The sequence below is a fragment of the Sphingomonas montana genome, from assembly GCF_001956315.1.
GTDB classification, from domain to species: domain Bacteria; phylum Pseudomonadota; class Alphaproteobacteria; order Sphingomonadales; family Sphingomonadaceae; genus Sphingomonas_R; species Sphingomonas_R montana.
Genome location: NZ_MOLY01000042.1, coordinates 252,828 through 270,714, shown reverse-complemented (window position 1 = coordinate 270,714; position 17,887 = coordinate 252,828). Strand labels below are relative to the sequence as shown.

The window sequence follows — 17,887 nt, the reverse complement described above, 5'->3', positions numbered from 1 at the left end:
CGGGCCGTCGATCGACGGCAAGGGCGAGTTCACCGTGTTCCGCAACGAGCCGATGGGCGATACGCCCGATCTCGGGCCGGCCCGCCCGGACAGTGGTGCTCAGACGCAGCAGATCGGTTGAACCGGTGAGGCCGGCGCCGTTTGGTGCCGGCCCCGCTCTACGTTCGGCGCATGTATCGAAAGGCGTGGTTATGAAGACATATCTGTCGAAGCTTTACCGGTCCTTGCCACTCGCGTTCGCTTTCGCGACCGTCAACAGTCCGGTGCTGGCGCAGACGCCCCCTCCTCCACCCCCAGCGGCCGCCAAGGTTCAGGCCGAGCCTTATGTCATGGCGGCGGGGCGGAGCGATCTTTACGAGATCAGTTCGAGCCGCTTGGCGGTAGCCAAGTCGCGGAACCCGGCGGTCCGCCGCTATGCCGCCATGCTCATCAAGCATCACCAGAGAACAACTGCGGCAACGCTGTCCGCCGCGAAAAAGGCTGGTTTGACGCCACCGCCCGCTACGCTCGATACGGGTGCGGCGGCGTCGATCGCGGAGTTGCAGACCGCGCCCGCAGCAGACTTCGATCGTCTCTATCTTGGCCAGCAGGTTCCCGCGCACCAAGCCGCGCTCGACCTGCACCAGAGCTATGGGACGAGCGGCGATCAGGCACCGCTCCGCATGTCTGCGAACAAGGCCGTGCCTGTCGTCAAACAACATCTGACGGCGGCCGAGAAGATGCAGACCGGCGAACCGGCATCTCACCAGGGCATGTGATCGAATGATCCGCCCTTTTTGGGGCGGGTTGATCCTCGAACGATGGGAACCGGCGTTGCGCATCCACCATCTGAACTGCGGCACGGACTGCCCCCTGGGCGGGGCGCTCTTTGACGGGCGCAGCAGGGGGTTGCTCGGCCGGATCATATGCCATTGCCTGCTGATCGAGACGGACGCGCACGGGCTGGTGCTGGTCGATACCGGCTATGGTTTGCGCGATGTCGCCCATCCGCACCGCGGTCCGGAACCGCGCATCACCCGGCCGTGGCGGCTGCTCCTGAACATTCGCCTGCGGGAATGCGACACCGCAATCCGACAGATCGAGGCGCTGGGTTTTCGCGCGTCGGACGTCCGCCACATCGTCGCGACGCATCTCGATTTCGACCATGCCGGCGGGCTGGAGGATTTTCCGAACGCCGTCGTTCACGTGATGGCGCGTGAATATGATGATGCGACGGGGCCGCACGTGGGCGTCGTCGCGCGCAACCGCTGGCGCACGTCGCAACTGAACGACGTACGCAACTGGCGTCATTACGGCGCCTCGGGCGAACCCTGGTTCGGTTTCGACGCGGTGCGCAATCTGGACGGGCTGCCGCCCGAGATACTGCTCGTGCCGCTGCCTGGCCATACCTGGGGCCACGCCGGCGTTGCGATCCGCGGGGCCGACGGACGCTGGCTGCTCCATGCTGGCGATGCCTATTTCCATCGTGGTGAAATGCGGCAAGCGCGGCGGCACTGCACGCCGGGCCTGCGCGCGTACCAGCGATTAATGGAAGTCGATGCGACCAGCCGCATGGCCAACCAAGGGCGGCTGCGCAGCCTCTCGATCGAACAGCGTGCCGAAGTGTCCGTCACCTGCGCGCACGATCCCGTCGAACTGGAACGCTGTCGCGCCGGTTCGCCGCTCTGACCCTTCAACGCCAGCCAAGGAACCCAACGACATGACGACATCCGAACGCACATTGTCCGAACTCTTCATCACCGGTGCCATCAATCTTCATGCGGTCGAAAAACAGGCACTGTCGATCATGAGCCCACAGGTCGCGCGCATCGAACATTATCCCGAGGTCGCCGATCGACTCCGCCTGCATATTGAGGAGACCAACCGGCAGATCGCCCGGCTGGACGAGATACTGGCCGGGTTCGACACCAAGGGATCCGCGCTGAAGGATATGGGTCTGGGCCTGTCCGGCGGCCTGGCCGCAATCGCCCACACGGTGGCAGGCGACGAGATCCTGAAGAACAGTTTCGCCAACTATGCCTTCGAGCATTTCGAGATCGCCGCCTACACGTCGCTCCTGACACTCTCGGAAGATGCGGGGTTCACCCAGACGACGTCGCTGTTGCAGCAATCGCTCGGCGAGGAACAGAGCATGGCGCAGTGGATCGGCGAGTCCCTGCCGCTGGTGACGCGGCGTTACGCATCGCTTTACGCGGAAAGTGGTTCCGGCACGGCAAAAGTCTGAGCGAGGGTCAAGATGGCAACGATGAATCGGAACGTCGCGACGGCCGTCAGTCCTCACCTCATGGTCATGCGTCAGCCTTGCGAAGGGCGCTCAGGAAAGGCCATAGCGTGTTTTCCACTCGGCGAACTCGACGTCGAAGTGCGGGCGACGACTGACTCCGTCGTTGTGTTCGTCCGCCGCGAGGGCCGCGGCGGGATCGCGCTCCGGGCCGCCTATGTTGTCGGCGCGTTCAGTTGCGTCGCACTTGACGCGCAGTCGGACGAAACGGCGAGACTGCGCGTCACCAGCGCACTCGGCGTCCATGTCATCATCCTTCGCGCGGGCGCAAGCGCGCTTGAAAATCTGGGCATGACGGTGCGGTTCACGCCGTCCGCGCCGATCGTGCTGCCCTTCATGCCACGCGACCTCTATCCTTTGGATGAGAAGGATGATCCGCTCGGCGCGGTCGGGGCTGTGGAAGCTGCCCAGCGAGGGCTGAATGTCGGCGTCCTGTACTTCCACCTTGACCAGCCGCGGTTCGGCGACGTCCTGTACGTTCAGAATCTGACCGCCATGAACGACTATTACAGGACAACCGGAACCACGCCTGACGGGGCGGTCGGCGGGACATGGCCGGAACTGGGCTATATGCTGCCGACTCCGGAACCCGGTGTCGTACCCCCGATCGGCCCCCTGCCGGCCGGGGTTGAAATCACGCTTTCCGATGCGATCCTCGTGTTCCGGCATGATGCGCCACCGCATGAACGGGACTCGGCACGCCGGTTTATCCAGATGCTCGGTGTCGCCTACAAGACGCTGGCACTGCCGGGCGTCGAATTCCGCAACTGGGTGGACCGTGCGGAACGGACGTTGCACGATATCGATCATGCGCCGGAGGCAACAATCGAGCATTATGGCCACCGGTACATACACCCGTACACGAATGCGGAATATCCCGACATTATGGTCCAGATGTCGATCATTGCTGCCATTCATGACTGGGGCAAATGGAACGGCACGCCGCACGCGCTCGAAACGCAACTGAAAGCCGGACTAGAAAAGTTCTACGACAAAAAGATAGAGTCGTTGCGTCGCTATTTGCCGAATGTCGGTACCGACAAGGACGCGGACGCCGTCGATAGCTGGTATCTGTACCACCCCATGCTAAATCTGGGCTTCCTCGCGCTGGATGGCGACGAGACCGCGAAAACGCTGCTGCTCAAATCGATCGATTTCGGCATCAAGGCCGCTCATCATTTCGCCTATAAATGGCCGGTCCAGTACAAGGTCACCGACTTCACCGTCATCACTGACGTGGCGGGCGCGGATGGCCGCGGCCAGACCGACGTTGGCGGCATCTATGCTTGGGTGATGTTGCAGGCGTTCGAACTGACCGACGACAAACGGTTCCTAGACGAGGCGCGGGCAGCGATCGACGCGGCGATGGGCCTGCGCTTCAGCGTCAACTATCAGGCCAATCTCACCGCCTGGGGTGCCGCTGCGTGTATGCGGTTGTGGCGCATCACGAATCGCATCGTTTATCTCGAACAAAGCTACGTCTACCTCGCCAGCTTCTTCCACAACTGTGCCATCTGGGAGAGCGAGATCGGGCACGCCGTTCATTACAAGAACTTCATGGGCGTCACCTGCCTGCAGGATGCGCCCTACATGGCAATCTACGAATGCTTCGATTCCTTCACGGCGTTCGAACGGTATCTGGCCGACAGCGGCCCTGACCTCGAACCCGCCGCCCGCATGCTGATCGGCGAATATTGCCGATATGCGCTTGACCGTGCCTGGTACTTCTACCCCGACGCGCTGCCGCCGGAAGCCCTGTCGTCGAAACAGCGGGAGACCAACGGGCATATCGACCGCAATCTCTCCTTCCCGGTCGAGGACCTGTACGTCGATGGTCAGGCGGCCGGACAGGTCGGGCAGGAAGTCTACGGTGCCGGTGCCGCCTTCATCTTCGCCACGCGGAGTTTCCACCGCATCGATGGTGCCCCGTTTCGGATCTATTGCGATCAATTCGTACAATCGATGGAACGGACCGGGGACCGCGCACTGACGATCGCGCTGGCCGGTGGTGAAAACTGCAAGGCGGGGTTGAGCATCGTCCGCGCAAAGCGACGAAAACTGGGCAAGACCACCGTCACGGTCGCCGACGGTGACATCATTCGACCGCACCAAAGCTCTGCCGACCGGATCGACTACGTCGTGCCGGCGAACGGCCACCTCATACTGACCTGGAAAGAATCATGAGCAGCCACAATAGTCTTCGCGGCAAACGCGTCCTCGTTACGGGCGGAACGACCGGCATCGGCCTGGCGACGGTCGCGCTCCTGATGAATGAGGGCGCGCATGTGCTGACCTTCGGCCGTCATCAGCCGGAACTGGACGACGCCCTGGCGACGGCATCCTCCGGCCCCGGCCGCGTCGATGGCCTGGTTGCGGATGTCGCGGTCCGGGAAGACGTCGACCGGGTGTTCGATCAGGTCGACAAGGTCCTGGGCGGCATCGACATTCTCGTCACATGCGCCGCACTCGGCGCCCAGCCCATCCACGAAATGGATGAGAGCGACTGGCGTTACGCCGTGGAGACGAACCTGGTCGGTACGCTGGCCAGCGCGCGACGGGCGATCCTGCGCATGGATGCGCAGAGTGGCGGACACCTGCTGTTCGTCGGATCGATCAGCACCGAGATCGAGGCGGCGGGCGAAAGCGTCTATGCCGCTACCAAGGCGGGCATCCAGGCATTTGCCGAAACGTTGCGCAAGGAAGTGGCTACCAAGAACATCAAGGTCAGCGTCATTCAGCCCGGTTCGGTCTCGACCCCCATGCAGGAATGCAGCGACGACCAGAAGGCGCAGGCCATCGCCGATCACCGGATGCTGTACGCCGAGGAGATCGCCGAGACGATCATCTTCACGCTGACCCGGTCCGCACGCGCCGATATCGTCAACCTGCGGATCGAACCGCGCGTTCAGAAAACGAGCTGAACGACCGCATCGTACCCGTCCCGCTGAAAGGATCAGGCCGATGAAGGCTGCCCTCAAGACCGCCGATGGCCGCTTCGAAGTTTCCGAGGTCGAACGACCCGTCATCCCGTCCGGAGATTTCGTGCTGGCGCGGGTCCGCGTGGCGGGCATCTGCGGCACGGATCTGCGGCACTGGAACAAGGCCGAACCCGAACTGGAATGCCATATCGTCGGGCACGAACTGGCCGGCGAAGTGGTAGAGATCGGCCCGGACGTCGTCGATCTGAAACCGGGGGACCGGGTCGTCATCGAAACCGTAATGGGTGACGGGACCTGCGAATATTGCGCGATCCAACGCTACAATATCTGTCCGCATCTCTACGATGTGCGCACGAAATATGTGTCGCGCGCCTACGGCGAATTCGTCTGTGGCCCGCAGAGCAAATTCTACCGGTTGCCGGATCATGTCAGTTTCGAAGAAGCCGCGCTGATCGACACCTTCTCGGTCTGCCTGCATGCACATCATCGCGCACACGTCGGGGTCAATCAGAAGATCGCCATCATCGGCGCGGGGCCGATCGGCCTTGGGCAACTGCAATTCGCTAAGATGTGCGGCGCGGATGTCCTGATCGCCGATCGCGTCGGCGGTGCGCTCGGTCTTGCGAAGGAGCTCGGTGCCGACGTCGTCGTCGACAGCAGTCGGGACGACATGACCGCGCGTGTCATGGAATTTACCGGTGGCCGCGGCGTCGATGTCTGCTTCGAATGTGCGGGCGGTGAATCGATGCCGGACACCCTGCCGCTGGCCACGACCCTGGTCCGCCGCGGCGGCAAGGTCGTCGTCGTCGGCGGGTTCGATGCCGGCAAGATTGCCATCCCGCTCGAATGGCAGCGTATCCAGATGTCGGAGATCGAGATCGTGATGAGCGCAAGCTTCGCCTTCCGCGATATCTATCCCGAACAGGGCATGGTGCTGGAACTGCTGGCCAGCGGCAAGCTTGATGCGAAAAGCCTCATCACCCACCGCTACGATCTCGATCACATCAACGACGCCTTCGAAACGGCGGATGCGAAGGCGGAAACGGGTGCCGTGTTCGTGGCGATCACCATTTCGTGAGACCGACGATTCATGTCGGCACTGCCGCGCGCAACGGCGGTGCCGGCCTCCACCCGCTCCGGCTGTCGCCCGACGCCCAATGGGTCGGCGGCGATGCCTTTGCGGACGCACGCAACGCGTCCTTCGCTGCCTACGCCGCGCGACATGACCGCTATTATCTGGTGGACGAACAGTCAGACGGCGCGGTCGGCACTTTCCGCCTGGGCACCGACGGCTGGCAGGCGGTCGCACGCACCGCGACGCAGGGTGCCGAGCCGTGTTACGTCGCCCTGAACCCCGACGAGACCCGGCTCGCGATCGCGAATTACGGCAGCGGCAGCATTGCCATATTCGGCCTGGACGACGCCAGCGGGGTTCCCGTCGATCCTCCCGCGATCCGCCCGAACAGTGGGTCCGGCCCGATCGGCGATCGGCAGGACGGTCCCCATGCGCATTGCGTGTGCTTCGGCCCCGACGGCAGATGGCTGTTCCACGTCGATCTCGGGACGGACGAGATACTCGCCTACGCCGCGGACGACGGACCGGATCTGATCGGCGAACGGCAGGTCGCCTTCGCCGCGCCGCCCGGGTCGGGGCCGCGCCATCTGGTCTTTCATCCGACCCTGCCGTTCGCCGTGCTCGCCAGCGAACTGGCCAGCACGCTCACGGTTCTGCGGGTCGATGGCGGAAAGCTGACCGCGCTGCATCGGATATCAACCCTGCCCGCCGACTTTTCGGGGACGAGCATCGCGGGGCACCTAGGTCTCAATCATGCCGGTGACAGAATCTACGTGACCAACCGCGGCCATGACAGCGTGGCCATCTACGCCTGGAACGACGGCGGCATGCCACGATTGCTCCAGCACGCGCCGAGCGGCGGCGCTTCCCCCCGCGCCTTCGTCCTGCTGGAGGCGGAAGGGCTGTTCCTCCTCGTGAACGAACAGGGCGCCAACGTCACCGTCTTCAGTATTCGGCCGGATGGCACGCTCGCACCCTGTCACCAGGACATCGCGGTCGCCGGTGCCGTGTTCCTGTTCCTCCCGCCGCCGCCGAAGCCCTGATGCTGGACCCGCAGACGCAGGTCGGCGAACACGATGTCGAGCGCGGATTGCGCCTGCTGATCGTGGAAGGCGCTTTCTCCGGTGGTGCAGTAGCCCTCACGACGGGCGTGATCCTGACTGCCTTCGCGCTGCATCTGGGCGCTTCCAACGTCATGGTCGGCGTTCTGGCGAGTGTGCCGTTCCTCGCCCAGCTCCTGCAGTTGCCCGCGATCCTACTGGTCGAACGTCAACGCCGGCGAAAGCGGATCGCCGTTCTTACCAGCATCGTCGGGCGCCTGATGCTGGGCGTGATGGCGATCACCGCCTTCTCCACCGGCACCACCCCCCTGCTTGTCTTTCTCGCGGCACAATGTCTATTGTGCGGGCTTGGCGCGATCGGGTCCTGCGCCTGGAACTCGTGGTTGCGCGACCTGGCACCCGAGAGACGGCTGGGCGAGGTTTTCGCCAAACGCACGCTCTGGCTGACCACTATCAATCTGGTCCTGGGGCTGGCCGCCGCCATCGCGCTGGATCTCACCGACGAACGCTCATCCGGCCGCGATATCGTCTTTGCTGGCATGTTCGTGGCCGGCGCCGTCACCGGATTGGCCAGCGCGCGGATCGTCAGCCTGATGCCCGAACCGGTGATGCCGCCGGCGGCGGGTAGGGTCGGATTGCGGCAGTTGCTGCAGGTGCCGCTGCAGGACCTGAACTTCCGCCGGCTGCTGGCATTCGTCGGCAGCTGGCAATTCGCGGTCAACCTGGCGACGCCCTTCTTCACCGTCTTCATCGTCCGCCAGCTGCACTTCAACGTCAGCTTCGTGATGGTGCTAAGCGTCGTCAGCCAGATCGCCAACCTGGTCGTCCTGCGATATTGGGGTCGGCTGAGCGACCGGTTCGCGAACAAGTCGGTCCTGGCCGTCTGCGCGCCCGTCTATATCCTGTCGATCGTCGCGATGATCGGGGCATCCCAGATCGACGACCGCGGTCTCGTGAAATTATGGCTGATTGGCCTGCACCTGTTGATGGGTGCGTCGGTTGCGGGCGTCACCCTGACGGCCACAAACATCGCGCTGAAACTGTCGCCCAGGGGTGGCGCAACCGCCTATGTCGCCGCGAGTGCATGCGTGACCGCAGTCGCCGCCGGCCTCGCCCCCATCCTCGGCGGGCTGCTGGCGGACGTCTTCGCGAAACGAAAGTTGGAGGTGCTCGTGCGCTGGTCATCCCCGCACAACACGTTCGGCCTACCGCTTATGCTTACCAGCTGGGACTTCTATTTCCTGATAGCAGGCTTGATCGGCCTCTACGCCATACACCGGTTGACCCTGGTTCAGGAACAGGGCGAAATCGAACCGCGCGAAATGATGGGCCGGATGCTGGACGATACATGGCAGGGTATCCGCAACATCTCCAGCGTCGCGGGCCTGCGAAGTGCCACCGCAATCCCGGTTACCTTGGTCCGCGATGCGCGTGAACGGCTACGCGCGCGGCGATTACCGGGCACCAGAAACATACCGCCGTCGAAGTGATCCTATTACAAAAATAATGGTATATATTGCTAGGTCGCAGTATAACGGCTAATTTTTTGGGAAAAAAAATATTATTTAACCGTATATTTATCGATCGAGTAACGAGATTAGATTTATAATGTTCTGATGTAAGGTTGATCGGGTTGCGTCCGCGATTTTCCAACAAGACAAGCTTCGTCATCATTCTAATTACAATTGCAACGTGACCGAGTCGTCCGTCTCGCATGTTAATTGTTCAACAATCGCCCGGTCATCGCTCCTCCACCATCCCCGCCGGTCGGATAAATAGAACTAGCGTTCTGGGCAACCTCGTCTGCGCCCAAAGAAACCTGCTAGATAGGACGTCCAGCAGATCAGGTGCGCCGCCTGCGAAATTTTCGGAATATAAACAGAGACATGGCACCGGTAGCACCGGCAAGCAGCGCGCTGGATCTGAAACCAGTATAACGCGACGCACGCTCAAGAAAAGCTTCGGCACTACCTGCGGAATTGACGAACCGCGAAACAACCCGCGTATTGATAAAATGGACAGGGGCCGACGGTCCGGTTGTCTTTTTCAGCATATAATCCCGACCAACTACCATGGCGAAGTTTCCTTTTATTGCACGGCATTAATCGGCGTTAAGACGTCGACGTTCTTATTGGTGTCAACGTAGTGACAGGGCGATTGTTTCGTAAGAAGCACCGCCCCTCATGATTGGAGACGCCGGATGAAACCCACGTTCAAGCCGTACCGCCTTCCATCGGGCGGCTGGGGTTCCGCAGGCTCGGTCGCAAATATCCTGCGCCGTGAAGGCGTGGTGGGCAGTGCGGGCATCGCCTTGTTGCGGCATAACAAGGTCGACGGCTATCAATGCAACAGCTGCGCCTGGGTGAAGCCCGCCACCCCGCTGCCGTTCGAGTTCTGCGAAAACGGGGTGAAGGCGGTCGCGTGGGAACTGACTGCCCATCGCTGCACCCCTGCCTTTTTCGCGGAACATACGGTTACCGAACTGCTGGGGTGGGACGATTATCATCTCGAACAACCTGGACGACTGACCCACCCGCTGCGCTACGATGCGGACACCGACAAGTATGTGCCGGTATCCTGGGGGCAGGCCATCGCGGAAATCGCGCGCGAGATGCGGGCGGTTGAGGACAAGCTGCGCGGTACCGTGTTCTACAGCTCGGGTCGGCTGTCCAACGAGGGCAGCTACCTCTACCAGCTGTTCGCCCGGCTCTACGGCAACAACAATCTACCCGACAGTTCGAACATGTGCCACGAAACGACGTCCGTCGCGCTGCCGCTCAGCATCGGACAGGGCGTCGGCACAGTCGACCTCGCCGATTTTGCCAAGACCGAATGCATCATGTTCTTCGGACAGAATCCGGGCAGCAATTCGCCGCGCATGCTGCACCCGTTGCAGGAGGCGAGCCGGCGCGGCGTACCCATCATCACGTACAACCCGCTGCGGGAGCGCGGGCTGGAACGGTTCGTCAATCCGCAGTCGCCGAGCGAGATGCTGACCGGCAAGGAGACGCGGATCAGTTCGCAATATCATCAGGTGAAGAACGGTGGAGACTTGGCCGCGATCGCCGGCATCTGCAAGGCTGTGCTGGCGGCGCACGAGGCGGGCCAGGCGGCCGGCACCGACGCGGTGCTGGACGAGGCGTTCATCGCCGAACACACGCACGGGTTCGCCGCGTTTGCCGACTGGTTGCGCGTGCAGGACTGGGATGAACTGGAGCGCCGGTCGGGGCTGCACCGCGCCGACATGGAATCGACCGCGCGGGTCTATGCCGCCGCACCGTCCGCGATCGCCATCTACGGCATGGGGCTGACGCAGCACCGGGCCGGGGTGGAGACGGTGCGGATGCTGGTCAACCTGTTGCTGATGCGCGGCAATATGGGCCGTCCGGGGGCGGGCATCTGCCCGGTGCGTGGCCATTCCAACGTGCAGGGCCAGCGGACCATGGGGGTGACGGAGAAACCCGAACTGTTCCCGCTTAAACGGCTTGGCGAACAATATGGGTTCGAGCCGCCGATGACGCCCGGCTACAATACGGTGGAGGCGTGCGAGGCGATCCTGAAGGGCGAAGTGCAGGCGTTCTTCATGCTGGGCGGCAATTTCGTCCGCGCGATCCCCGACCACGGGCGGATGGAGGCCGTGTGGCGGCGGATGCGCCTGACCGTCAACGTGCTGACCAAGCTCAACCGCAGCGCGCTGTTGCCGGGCGAGGTCAGCTACATCCTGCCCGTGATCGGCCGGCTGGAGATCGACGAGACCGCCGCGGGGCAGCAGGTGCTGTCGATCGAGGACACGTCCGCCTGCGTCCACGGCAATCGCGGCTTGCGCACCCCGGCCTCGCCGCACCTGATCAGCGAGACCAGGTTGATCTGCGAACTGGCCAAGCAAGTGTTACCGCCCAATCCGCGCGTGCGATGGGATGATTACATGACGGACTATGCCGAAATCCGGAAGGAGATCGGTCTCACGCTGCCCGACAGTTTTTACGATTACGAGCAGCGGATGTGGGAGCCGGGCGGGTTCAAGCGCGACATGCCCGTCCCGCGCCGCGAGTGGCGGACCGACACGGGCCGCGCGAATTTCGTGACGCCGGTGGGGCTGGACGAGAATGACGACATGCCCACGGTCGGCCACGACGTGCTGCGTCTGATGACGCTGCGTAGCAACGACCAGTTCAACACCACCGTCTACGGCTATGACGACCGGTTCCGCGGCATCAAGAACACGCGCACCGTCGTGCTGATGAACCGATCCGATATCGACCGGATGGGGTTGAAGGTGGGACAGGCAGTGACGCTCAGGACCGTTGCGGATGACGGCGTCGATCGCCACCTGTCGGGCATGATCGTGGTCGCCTACAACATCCCGATCGGCTGCATCGGCGGCTACTACCCGGAGTGCAACGTGCTGATGCCGGTGTGGCACTATGCGATCGGCAGCAAGACGCCGGCGGCTAAATCGATCCCGGTGACCATCCACAGCGACGGCGACGCCGTGCTCGAACCGCAGATGGAATATGCGACCGGCTGACGCCTCGCCGACCGCCAAGCCTCAGCAAAGTATGAAGGACGATCATATGAAACGTTTTGAAAACAAGACGGTGCTGGTGACCGGCGCGGCGTCGGGCATCGGCCGGGCTGCGGCGCAACGCTTTGCCGACGAAGGGGCCAATGTCGTCGTTGTCGACCTTGATCGCGCGGCGCTGGAGGAGGCGTCGGACGAGTTGCGGCAGGATCGCACACTGATCCAGCCGGGCGATACGTCGAACAGGGAGGCCGCGGAGGCGGCAGTCGCCGCGGCGATCGAACGGTTCGGCCGGCTCGACGTGCTAATCAGCAACGCCGGCATCGCAAGCAAGGGCGACATCACCCAGACCAGCGAGGAGGATTTTGCCCATGTGCTGGCGGTGAACGTCACCGGCTATTTTCACATGGCCAAGGCCGCGATGCCGCACCTCGTGAAATCCAGGGGTTCGATCGTGATGACCTCTTCGGTGTCCGGGCTTGGCGGCGACTGGAACATGTTCGCGTACAACACGTCGAAGGGTGCCGTGACCAATATGGTTCGCGCACTGGCGCTGGATGCCGGCAAGGACGGCGTGCGCGTCAATGCGGTCAATCCGAGCTTTACCGACACCGGCATGACGACGGACATGCAGGCGGATCCGGACCTTGTCGCCAAGTTCGGGGAACGCATGCCGCTCGGCCCGATGGCGCAGCCGGAGGACATTGCCGCGGTCATGGCGTTCCTCGCCAGCGACGATGCGCGGTTCATCACCGGCGTGAACCTGCCCGTCGACGGCGGACTGATGGCGTCGAACGGCCAGCCGGCGCAGTAAATCATGTGCGGCGCGGCCTGTATCCCGGGTTGCCCCGCCGCGCGCTGCCGCGCCCCTGCCCCTGCCCCTGCCCCTGCCCCCGACGGATCAGGTGACACTCAACGCGCAGTATCGCGCCCATCTCGACGGAGTTTTTGATCATGGCCAATTCCCTTACTGCGACGCGTGCGCTGGCGATCCTGTCGCGGCGAACCCCCGCATGAGTGATGCGAACAAGGACGAGGCGGTTGAGGAGCTGAAGGCGGCCGACGCCAAGGAACTTCATCGCGCCGTCCGCGAAGAGGGCGAGGCCGAGCTCGATCGACCTACCGCGTCGTTGATCTACTCCGCCTTGGCGGGCGGTCTGGCCATAAACGCCTCGCTCATCGCCGAAGGCGCCATTCATTCGATGACGGTGGAAACGCCCTGGCGACACTTGATCGTGAGCCTGGGCTATCCCGTAGGCTTCGTGCTCGTCATTCTTGGGCGGATGCAGTTCTTTACGGAAAGCACCATCACCGCGATGCTCCCGGTCGTCACGCGCCCGTCGCGGCGGACGGCCTGGCGGACGGGCCGGCTATGGGTGCTCGTGCTGGGGGCGAACCTTGTTGGAACCGCGTTGACCACATTGGCACTGGCGCATCTGCCACTGGCCGATCCTCCACTTCAGGAAGGCATTGTCGCCGTCGCGGCCAACATACTCAAGCACGACGCCATTGCTACCTTCTGGACTGCCATCCCGGCCGGCTTCATGATCGCAAGCATCGCGTGGACGCTGCCAAACGCGCGGGAGCAAGCTTTGCTGGTGATCTTCGCGGTCACCTATGTCGTGGGGGCGGCGAACTTCAGTCACTCGGTCGTTGGATCCGCGGAGGCGTTTACGCTCCTCTGGGCGGGGCGTACCGATCTGGCGACGGCGCTGTTCGATTCCATCCTGCCCGCGGTTGCCGGCAACCTCATCGGCGGAGCCGGGCTCTTTGCGCTGCTCGCCCACGGACAGGTCCGCAGCGAAATGGTCGCCGCCGGCAAGGCCTGACGTCCACCGACATGGGTGGTCGACGCTCCAGACCTGAGCGAGTTCCAATACGTTGGATCCGCCATACCAGCCAAGTCCATTAAAAAGCCCTTTCGCCTGGTGGGAAGCCTCGATGACGAAACTCGATACCGGACCGCAGTTGATCGACAGCTACGTCTTGTTCCGTACCACCCTCGGCGGCACGCAGTACGACGTTTATATCGACGTCGACGCCCTCCGCGAACATGCCCAGGCGGATCATGCCACACGGCAGCAGACGCTCGACTATGCCTCGACCGTGATCGATGACCTGGTGGAAGCCGCCCCCCGCAAGCGTTTAAGCATCGAGCCGGACACGACGATCGTGATCGACGACGTGAGCGAGCTATCCGGCTAGCCGCGTTGCGTGCGACGCCACAACCATCGCCGTTCACCCTTCCCGATCAACGATCATTTGTAGGAAAGCCAGGCAGTAGGCGGCTGTCCAGAAAACGACGGTTTGTTGAACACTCTACGAGCATTTGTCGCAAACTTAGGACTTGTGCGACCATGATCCGTCGCCACGGCCGCGGCTACAATGTTCCAGCGCGTGTCATGCAGTGATCGCGGGCTAGGAAAGGGGGCTAGCATACCAGGCCGGTCGTCGTCAAAATCATCGGAATAACAACGAGCAACTTGCCGGTCCAGAAGGGGTGACTAGGCGATCGCAGCTTGAACCGACGCAATCTTGATTGCGGTACATCACGCCAAATCCCGCAGATCGTCTTGTTAGCGACATCCGGAACTCGAAAGGCTACACCCAGCTACGCCTCATGCCGCCAGAAGGAGCGTTGCCCTCCGTATGGACAGACCAAGTGCCACTTCCGCCGTGAATGACACGATCATAACTGGCGAACTTGACCGCAGGTTATCGCGGGCACCTGATTACAAGGCCGAAAGCTTGGCGCTAGTAGCGCTTGCTGAAAACTTGAACAGTGCTCCAGCTACAGTGCTTCAGCGTCTGGTCGAATTGACGATCGACCTGACGCGCTGCGACTCCGCTGGGATCAGTCTGCTGGAGGCTGACGGAAAACAGGATGTGTTCCGTTGGGTGGCGACAGCCGGAGCCTGGGCACCTTTTCGAAACGGCACAATGTCATGCGAGGAAAGCCCCTGTGGCGAGGTCATCACGCAGGACACGGTCTTGCTCATGAAGCAGCCTGAGCGCGCCTTTCCCGCGCTGCTACAGGCGCAACCCAGCATCGCCGAGGGGTTACTGGCACCGTTTCGGATCGATGGTAGACCGGTCGGAACCGTCTGGGCCATCATGCACGGTCAAGGAGGTCGTTTCGAGGCAGAGGACGTACGCCTTCTAGAAAGCCTTGCCCAGTTTGCCGGCATAGCCCGCCGAGTGGAGCTTACTCTTGAAATTGCGGAAACCGGAAAACTGGAAAGCGAGACCCGCCTGCAGGCGTTAGCGCGGGCGAGCTCGGATGTGTTCTATATCATGAGCGCCGACATGAGCGAGCTCCGCCAACTGTCGGGCGGTGATTTCATCCTCGACACAACAAGCCCCAAGGTGGCTTGGCTGAAGGACTACATCCCGCCCGAAGATCATGCCCGCACAGCCGCTGCTATAGCAGAGGCGATCCGGACCAAGGGCGACTTCGAGCTTGAGCACCAGGTCTATCAAGCGGACGGCAAAATCGGCTGGGCCCTGTCCCGCGCGGTGCCAATCCGCGGGTCCGATGGGGAAATTGTGGAGTGGTTTGGGACGGCTAGTGATGTGACCGAGGAGCGTCGAGCCAAGATCATGCTGCGCGAAAGTAGAGAGCGACAAGCGTTTCTACTGCGATTAAGCGACACACTGCGGAGCGAGCCAAGTGCCAACGCCATAGCAAATCGCGCACTGCAGATGCTCTTCGAGGAAATGCAGCTCGATCGCTGTTACATCGGGGTTTATCACTTGTCCGAGGACATCGGCAGCTTTCCCCATCAGGTGCATCACGACCATCTATCCCCATTACCCGATCACGTTCGTCTGTCCGATTTTCCAAAAGCCCTTCGGGTGGCTTTCGATCGGACGCTGGTCATCGATGACGTCGAGAAAATGGAAAGCCTATCGGCTACCGACAAGGCGGGTTTCAGTGCCCTAGGCATAAGTGCCCTGATCGCTGCGACCCTGCGTAAAGGCGTGAACCATCCACTATGGGCGATCGTGGCCGTGTCGACCCGTGCTCGTGTCTGGGCACAGGGCGAAGTCTCGCTTGTTCAAGAGGTTGCAGAGCGCACCTGGGCGGCGGTTGAACGCGCAAGGGCCGAGGCGGTGTTGAGGGACAGCGAGGAGCGGCAGGCGTTCCAGCTACAGCTCGGCGATGCGCTCGCGTCCTTGGTCGATCCTGCGGACATTCAGTCAGAAGCCGCACGTCGCCTCGCCACGCAACTTGGCGCAAGCTGGTGCTATTTCAACGAATTCGACGACGGCGGAACACGCGCGATCGTGCGCGCAGAGTTCCAACGCGATGGTTTGCCTTCAATGGTGGGCGTCCATGACCTTTCAGACGAGCCGAACTTCCTCGATCTTATGTGTTCAGGGGCAGTGCTCGACATACCTAACCTGATTTGCGCGGAACAGTTCAGCGTGCAGGCCAGATCGACTTACGCCAGTCTGGGTATGCGTGCTGCGTTAGGCGTTCCGCTTTTACGAAATGGTCGTCTGGCTGCCGTGCTTCTTGTTGCCGACACTCGCGTCCGTCATTGGACCCAAGGTGATTCGGAACTATTGAGAGGGGTTGCAGAGCGCACGTGGGCGGCTATTCAACGAGCGCGTGCGGAGGCGGCGCTTGGCGAGAGCGAGGACCGCCAGAGAGCCTTGATCGAAGGTGTGCCGCAGTTTGTGTGGCGGGCTTGCGACGTCGGCCAGTGGACTTGGGCGAGTCCACAATGGACCCGATTTACGGGCCAAGCAGAAACTGACAGCTACGGTTGGGGCTGGCTGGAGCCACTTCACCCGGACGATCGTGCGCGCGCACGCGAGGCGTGGGCTCATGCCGTCGAGCGGAAAATTCTAGAGACCGATTACCGGATCCATGACCAGCAAGGTGTTTATCGCTGGTTCCAGACACGAGCGACACCAATCCGGGACGGATCCGGCACGATCATTGAGTGGCTCGGCACCTCGACCGACGTCGACGACCTGCGTAGCCTGCAGGAAAGGCAGCGGATCCTGGTTGCCGAACTGCAGCACCGGACGCGCAATTTGCTGGGCGTCACCCGCTCGATTGCTGACAAAACAATGCGACAGTCCGCGACGATGGAGGATTTCCAGCGTGATTTCGGCGCGCGACTGGATGCCTTGGCGCGCGTGCAGGGCCTGTTGTCGCGCGTAGTCGACCAGTACCGTGTTACGTTCGACGAGTTGCTCCGCGCGGAGCTTGCCGCCCACGGCGTGGCGGACGAGGATGAGGGGCGGGTCATCCTGCGTGGCGCCGACGGGATCCCGCTGCGGTCCAGCATGGTGCAGATGCTGGCGCTGGTCTTGCACGAACTTGCCACGAATGCCGTCAAATACGGCGCGTTAAAGGACCGCAACGGGCGACTGGATATTTGTTGGCGCACGCTGCAAGCCGACGGTCGGCCAGGTCGACTGGAAATCATCTGGCAGGAGCATGGCGTTATGATGCCGCCGGATGGCGCAGCAGCCACACGAACGGGGCAAGGCCGCGACCTGATTGAACGGGCGTTGCCGTATCAACTTGACGCGGAAACGCATTACGAATTTGGACCGGATGGTATAAGGTGCCAGTTGATCGTCCCCATATCAGGAGCATTGCATGACTGAGCTCGCGTTACGGGGTTGTGCAATCCTGGTTGTCGAAGACGAATATCTTCTGGCGGAAGAACTGTCTGCGGCATTGATCGCAGAGTCGGGGGAGGTCGTCGGACCCGCCGCGACTTTGCAGCAGGGCACCGCGATGCTTCGCGACACATCACGGTTGAATGGCGCAATACTCGATGTGAATCTGCGCGGCGAACAGGTTTTCCAGTTGGCGGACATGTTGGTCGAGCGAGGAGTCCCGTTTATGTTCACGACGGGATATGACGCGTCGATCATCCCGGACCGCTTTGCGCATGTCGCACGGTATGAAAAGCCGCTGTGCGTTTCGCAGATCGTCAAGAGGATGGCCCAACTCTCGCACGAAAGTCAGGTATAGTAGAGGCC

14 protein-coding genes are annotated in these 17,887 nt (G+C 62.2%); all 14 read left to right on the top strand.

From position 1 onward, the window contains the following. The first annotated feature begins 191 nt into the window (after nucleotides 1-191). Nucleotides 192-758, top strand: coding sequence for a DUF4142 domain-containing protein (locus BKY59_RS13495; protein WP_083672140.1), 567 nt, complete (start codon nucleotides 192-194; stop codon nucleotides 756-758). Nucleotides 759-762: 4 nt separating this feature from the next. Next, nucleotides 763-1,668 carry an MBL fold metallo-hydrolase gene (locus tag BKY59_RS13490; protein WP_240500104.1) on the top strand — a complete coding sequence of 302 codons (906 nt, stop codon included), beginning with the start codon at nucleotides 763-765 and terminating at the stop codon, nucleotides 1,666-1,668. A gap of 31 nt (nucleotides 1,669-1,699) precedes the next feature. After that, a complete protein-coding gene (locus tag BKY59_RS13485; RefSeq protein WP_076072358.1) occupies nucleotides 1,700-2,224 on the top strand; it encodes a ferritin-like domain-containing protein in 525 nt (174 codons plus the stop codon). A gap of 138 nt (nucleotides 2,225-2,362) precedes the next feature. Then, on the top strand, nucleotides 2,363-4,465 hold the full coding sequence (locus tag BKY59_RS13480; RefSeq protein WP_240500103.1) for a hypothetical protein: 2,103 nt from the start codon (nucleotides 2,363-2,365) through the stop codon (nucleotides 4,463-4,465). Next, nucleotides 4,462-5,202, top strand: a complete 741-nt coding sequence (locus tag BKY59_RS13475; RefSeq protein WP_076072356.1) for an SDR family oxidoreductase — start codon at nucleotides 4,462-4,464, stop codon at nucleotides 5,200-5,202. The genes BKY59_RS13480 and BKY59_RS13475 overlap by 4 nt, the downstream gene beginning before the upstream one ends. Before the next feature lie 40 nt (nucleotides 5,203-5,242). Beyond that, nucleotides 5,243-6,298, top strand: coding sequence for a zinc-dependent alcohol dehydrogenase (locus tag BKY59_RS13470; protein ID WP_076072354.1), 1,056 nt, complete (start codon nucleotides 5,243-5,245; stop codon nucleotides 6,296-6,298). Then, nucleotides 6,295-7,338 carry a lactonase family protein gene (locus BKY59_RS13465; protein ID WP_076072352.1) on the top strand — a complete coding sequence of 348 codons (1,044 nt, stop codon included), beginning with the start codon at nucleotides 6,295-6,297 and terminating at the stop codon, nucleotides 7,336-7,338. The genes BKY59_RS13470 and BKY59_RS13465 overlap by 4 nt, the downstream gene beginning before the upstream one ends. Continuing rightward, nucleotides 7,338-8,846 (top strand): MFS transporter, encoded by a 1,509-nt coding sequence (locus BKY59_RS13460; RefSeq protein WP_076072350.1) that lies wholly within the window; start codon nucleotides 7,338-7,340, stop codon nucleotides 8,844-8,846. The genes BKY59_RS13465 and BKY59_RS13460 overlap by 1 nt, the downstream gene beginning before the upstream one ends. A 710-nt stretch (nucleotides 8,847-9,556) precedes the next feature. Then, on the top strand, nucleotides 9,557-11,884 hold the full coding sequence (locus tag BKY59_RS13450) for an FdhF/YdeP family oxidoreductase (protein ID WP_076072346.1): 2,328 nt from the start codon (nucleotides 9,557-9,559) through the stop codon (nucleotides 11,882-11,884). A 46-nt stretch (nucleotides 11,885-11,930) separates the two neighbouring features. Then, complete coding sequence (gene budC / locus BKY59_RS13445; RefSeq protein WP_076072491.1) at nucleotides 11,931-12,692, top strand: meso-2,3-butanediol dehydrogenase; 762 nt, start codon at nucleotides 11,931-11,933, stop codon at nucleotides 12,690-12,692. A gap of 91 nt (nucleotides 12,693-12,783) precedes the next feature. Then, on the top strand, nucleotides 12,784-13,707 hold the full coding sequence (locus tag BKY59_RS13440) for a formate/nitrite transporter family protein (protein WP_338056545.1): 924 nt from the start codon (nucleotides 12,784-12,786) through the stop codon (nucleotides 13,705-13,707). A gap of 112 nt (nucleotides 13,708-13,819) precedes the next feature. Beyond that, nucleotides 13,820-14,083: a hypothetical protein gene (locus tag BKY59_RS13435; protein ID WP_076072342.1), complete on the top strand. Its 264-nt coding sequence runs from the start codon at nucleotides 13,820-13,822 to the stop codon at nucleotides 14,081-14,083. A 471-nt stretch (nucleotides 14,084-14,554) separates the two neighbouring features. Continuing rightward, on the top strand, nucleotides 14,555-17,506 hold the full coding sequence (locus BKY59_RS13430) for a PAS domain-containing protein (protein ID WP_165374858.1): 2,952 nt from the start codon (nucleotides 14,555-14,557) through the stop codon (nucleotides 17,504-17,506). Next, nucleotides 17,499-17,879, top strand: coding sequence for a response regulator (locus BKY59_RS13425; protein WP_076072337.1), 381 nt, complete (start codon nucleotides 17,499-17,501; stop codon nucleotides 17,877-17,879). Before BKY59_RS13430 ends, BKY59_RS13425 begins: the two co-directional genes overlap by 8 nt. Nucleotides 17,880-17,887: the final 8 nt, after the last annotated feature.

What these genes read in the sequence shown, in the direction of transcription:
- BKY59_RS13475 (WP_076072356.1), top strand. Translation starts at nt 4,462, where the DNA reads ATGAGCAGCCACAATAGTCTTCGCGGCAAACGCGTCCTCGTTACGGGC.
- budC (WP_076072491.1), top strand. Translation starts at nt 11,931, where the DNA reads ATGAAACGTTTTGAAAACAAGACGGTGCTGGTGACCGGCGCGGCGTCG.
- BKY59_RS13485 (WP_076072358.1), top strand. Translation starts at nt 1,700, where the DNA reads ATGACGACATCCGAACGCACATTGTCCGAACTCTTCATCACCGGTGCC.
- BKY59_RS13435 (WP_076072342.1), top strand. Translation starts at nt 13,820, where the DNA reads ATGACGAAACTCGATACCGGACCGCAGTTGATCGACAGCTACGTCTTG.
- BKY59_RS13470 (WP_076072354.1), top strand. Translation starts at nt 5,243, where the DNA reads ATGAAGGCTGCCCTCAAGACCGCCGATGGCCGCTTCGAAGTTTCCGAG.
- BKY59_RS13425 (WP_076072337.1), top strand. Translation starts at nt 17,499, where the DNA reads ATGACTGAGCTCGCGTTACGGGGTTGTGCAATCCTGGTTGTCGAAGAC.
- BKY59_RS13450 (WP_076072346.1), top strand. Translation starts at nt 9,557, where the DNA reads ATGAAACCCACGTTCAAGCCGTACCGCCTTCCATCGGGCGGCTGGGGT.
- BKY59_RS13460 (WP_076072350.1), top strand. Translation starts at nt 7,338, where the DNA reads ATGCTGGACCCGCAGACGCAGGTCGGCGAACACGATGTCGAGCGCGGA.
- BKY59_RS13490 (WP_240500104.1), top strand. Translation starts at nt 763, where the DNA reads ATGATCCGCCCTTTTTGGGGCGGGTTGATCCTCGAACGATGGGAACCG.
- BKY59_RS13495 (WP_083672140.1), top strand. Translation starts at nt 192, where the DNA reads ATGAAGACATATCTGTCGAAGCTTTACCGGTCCTTGCCACTCGCGTTC.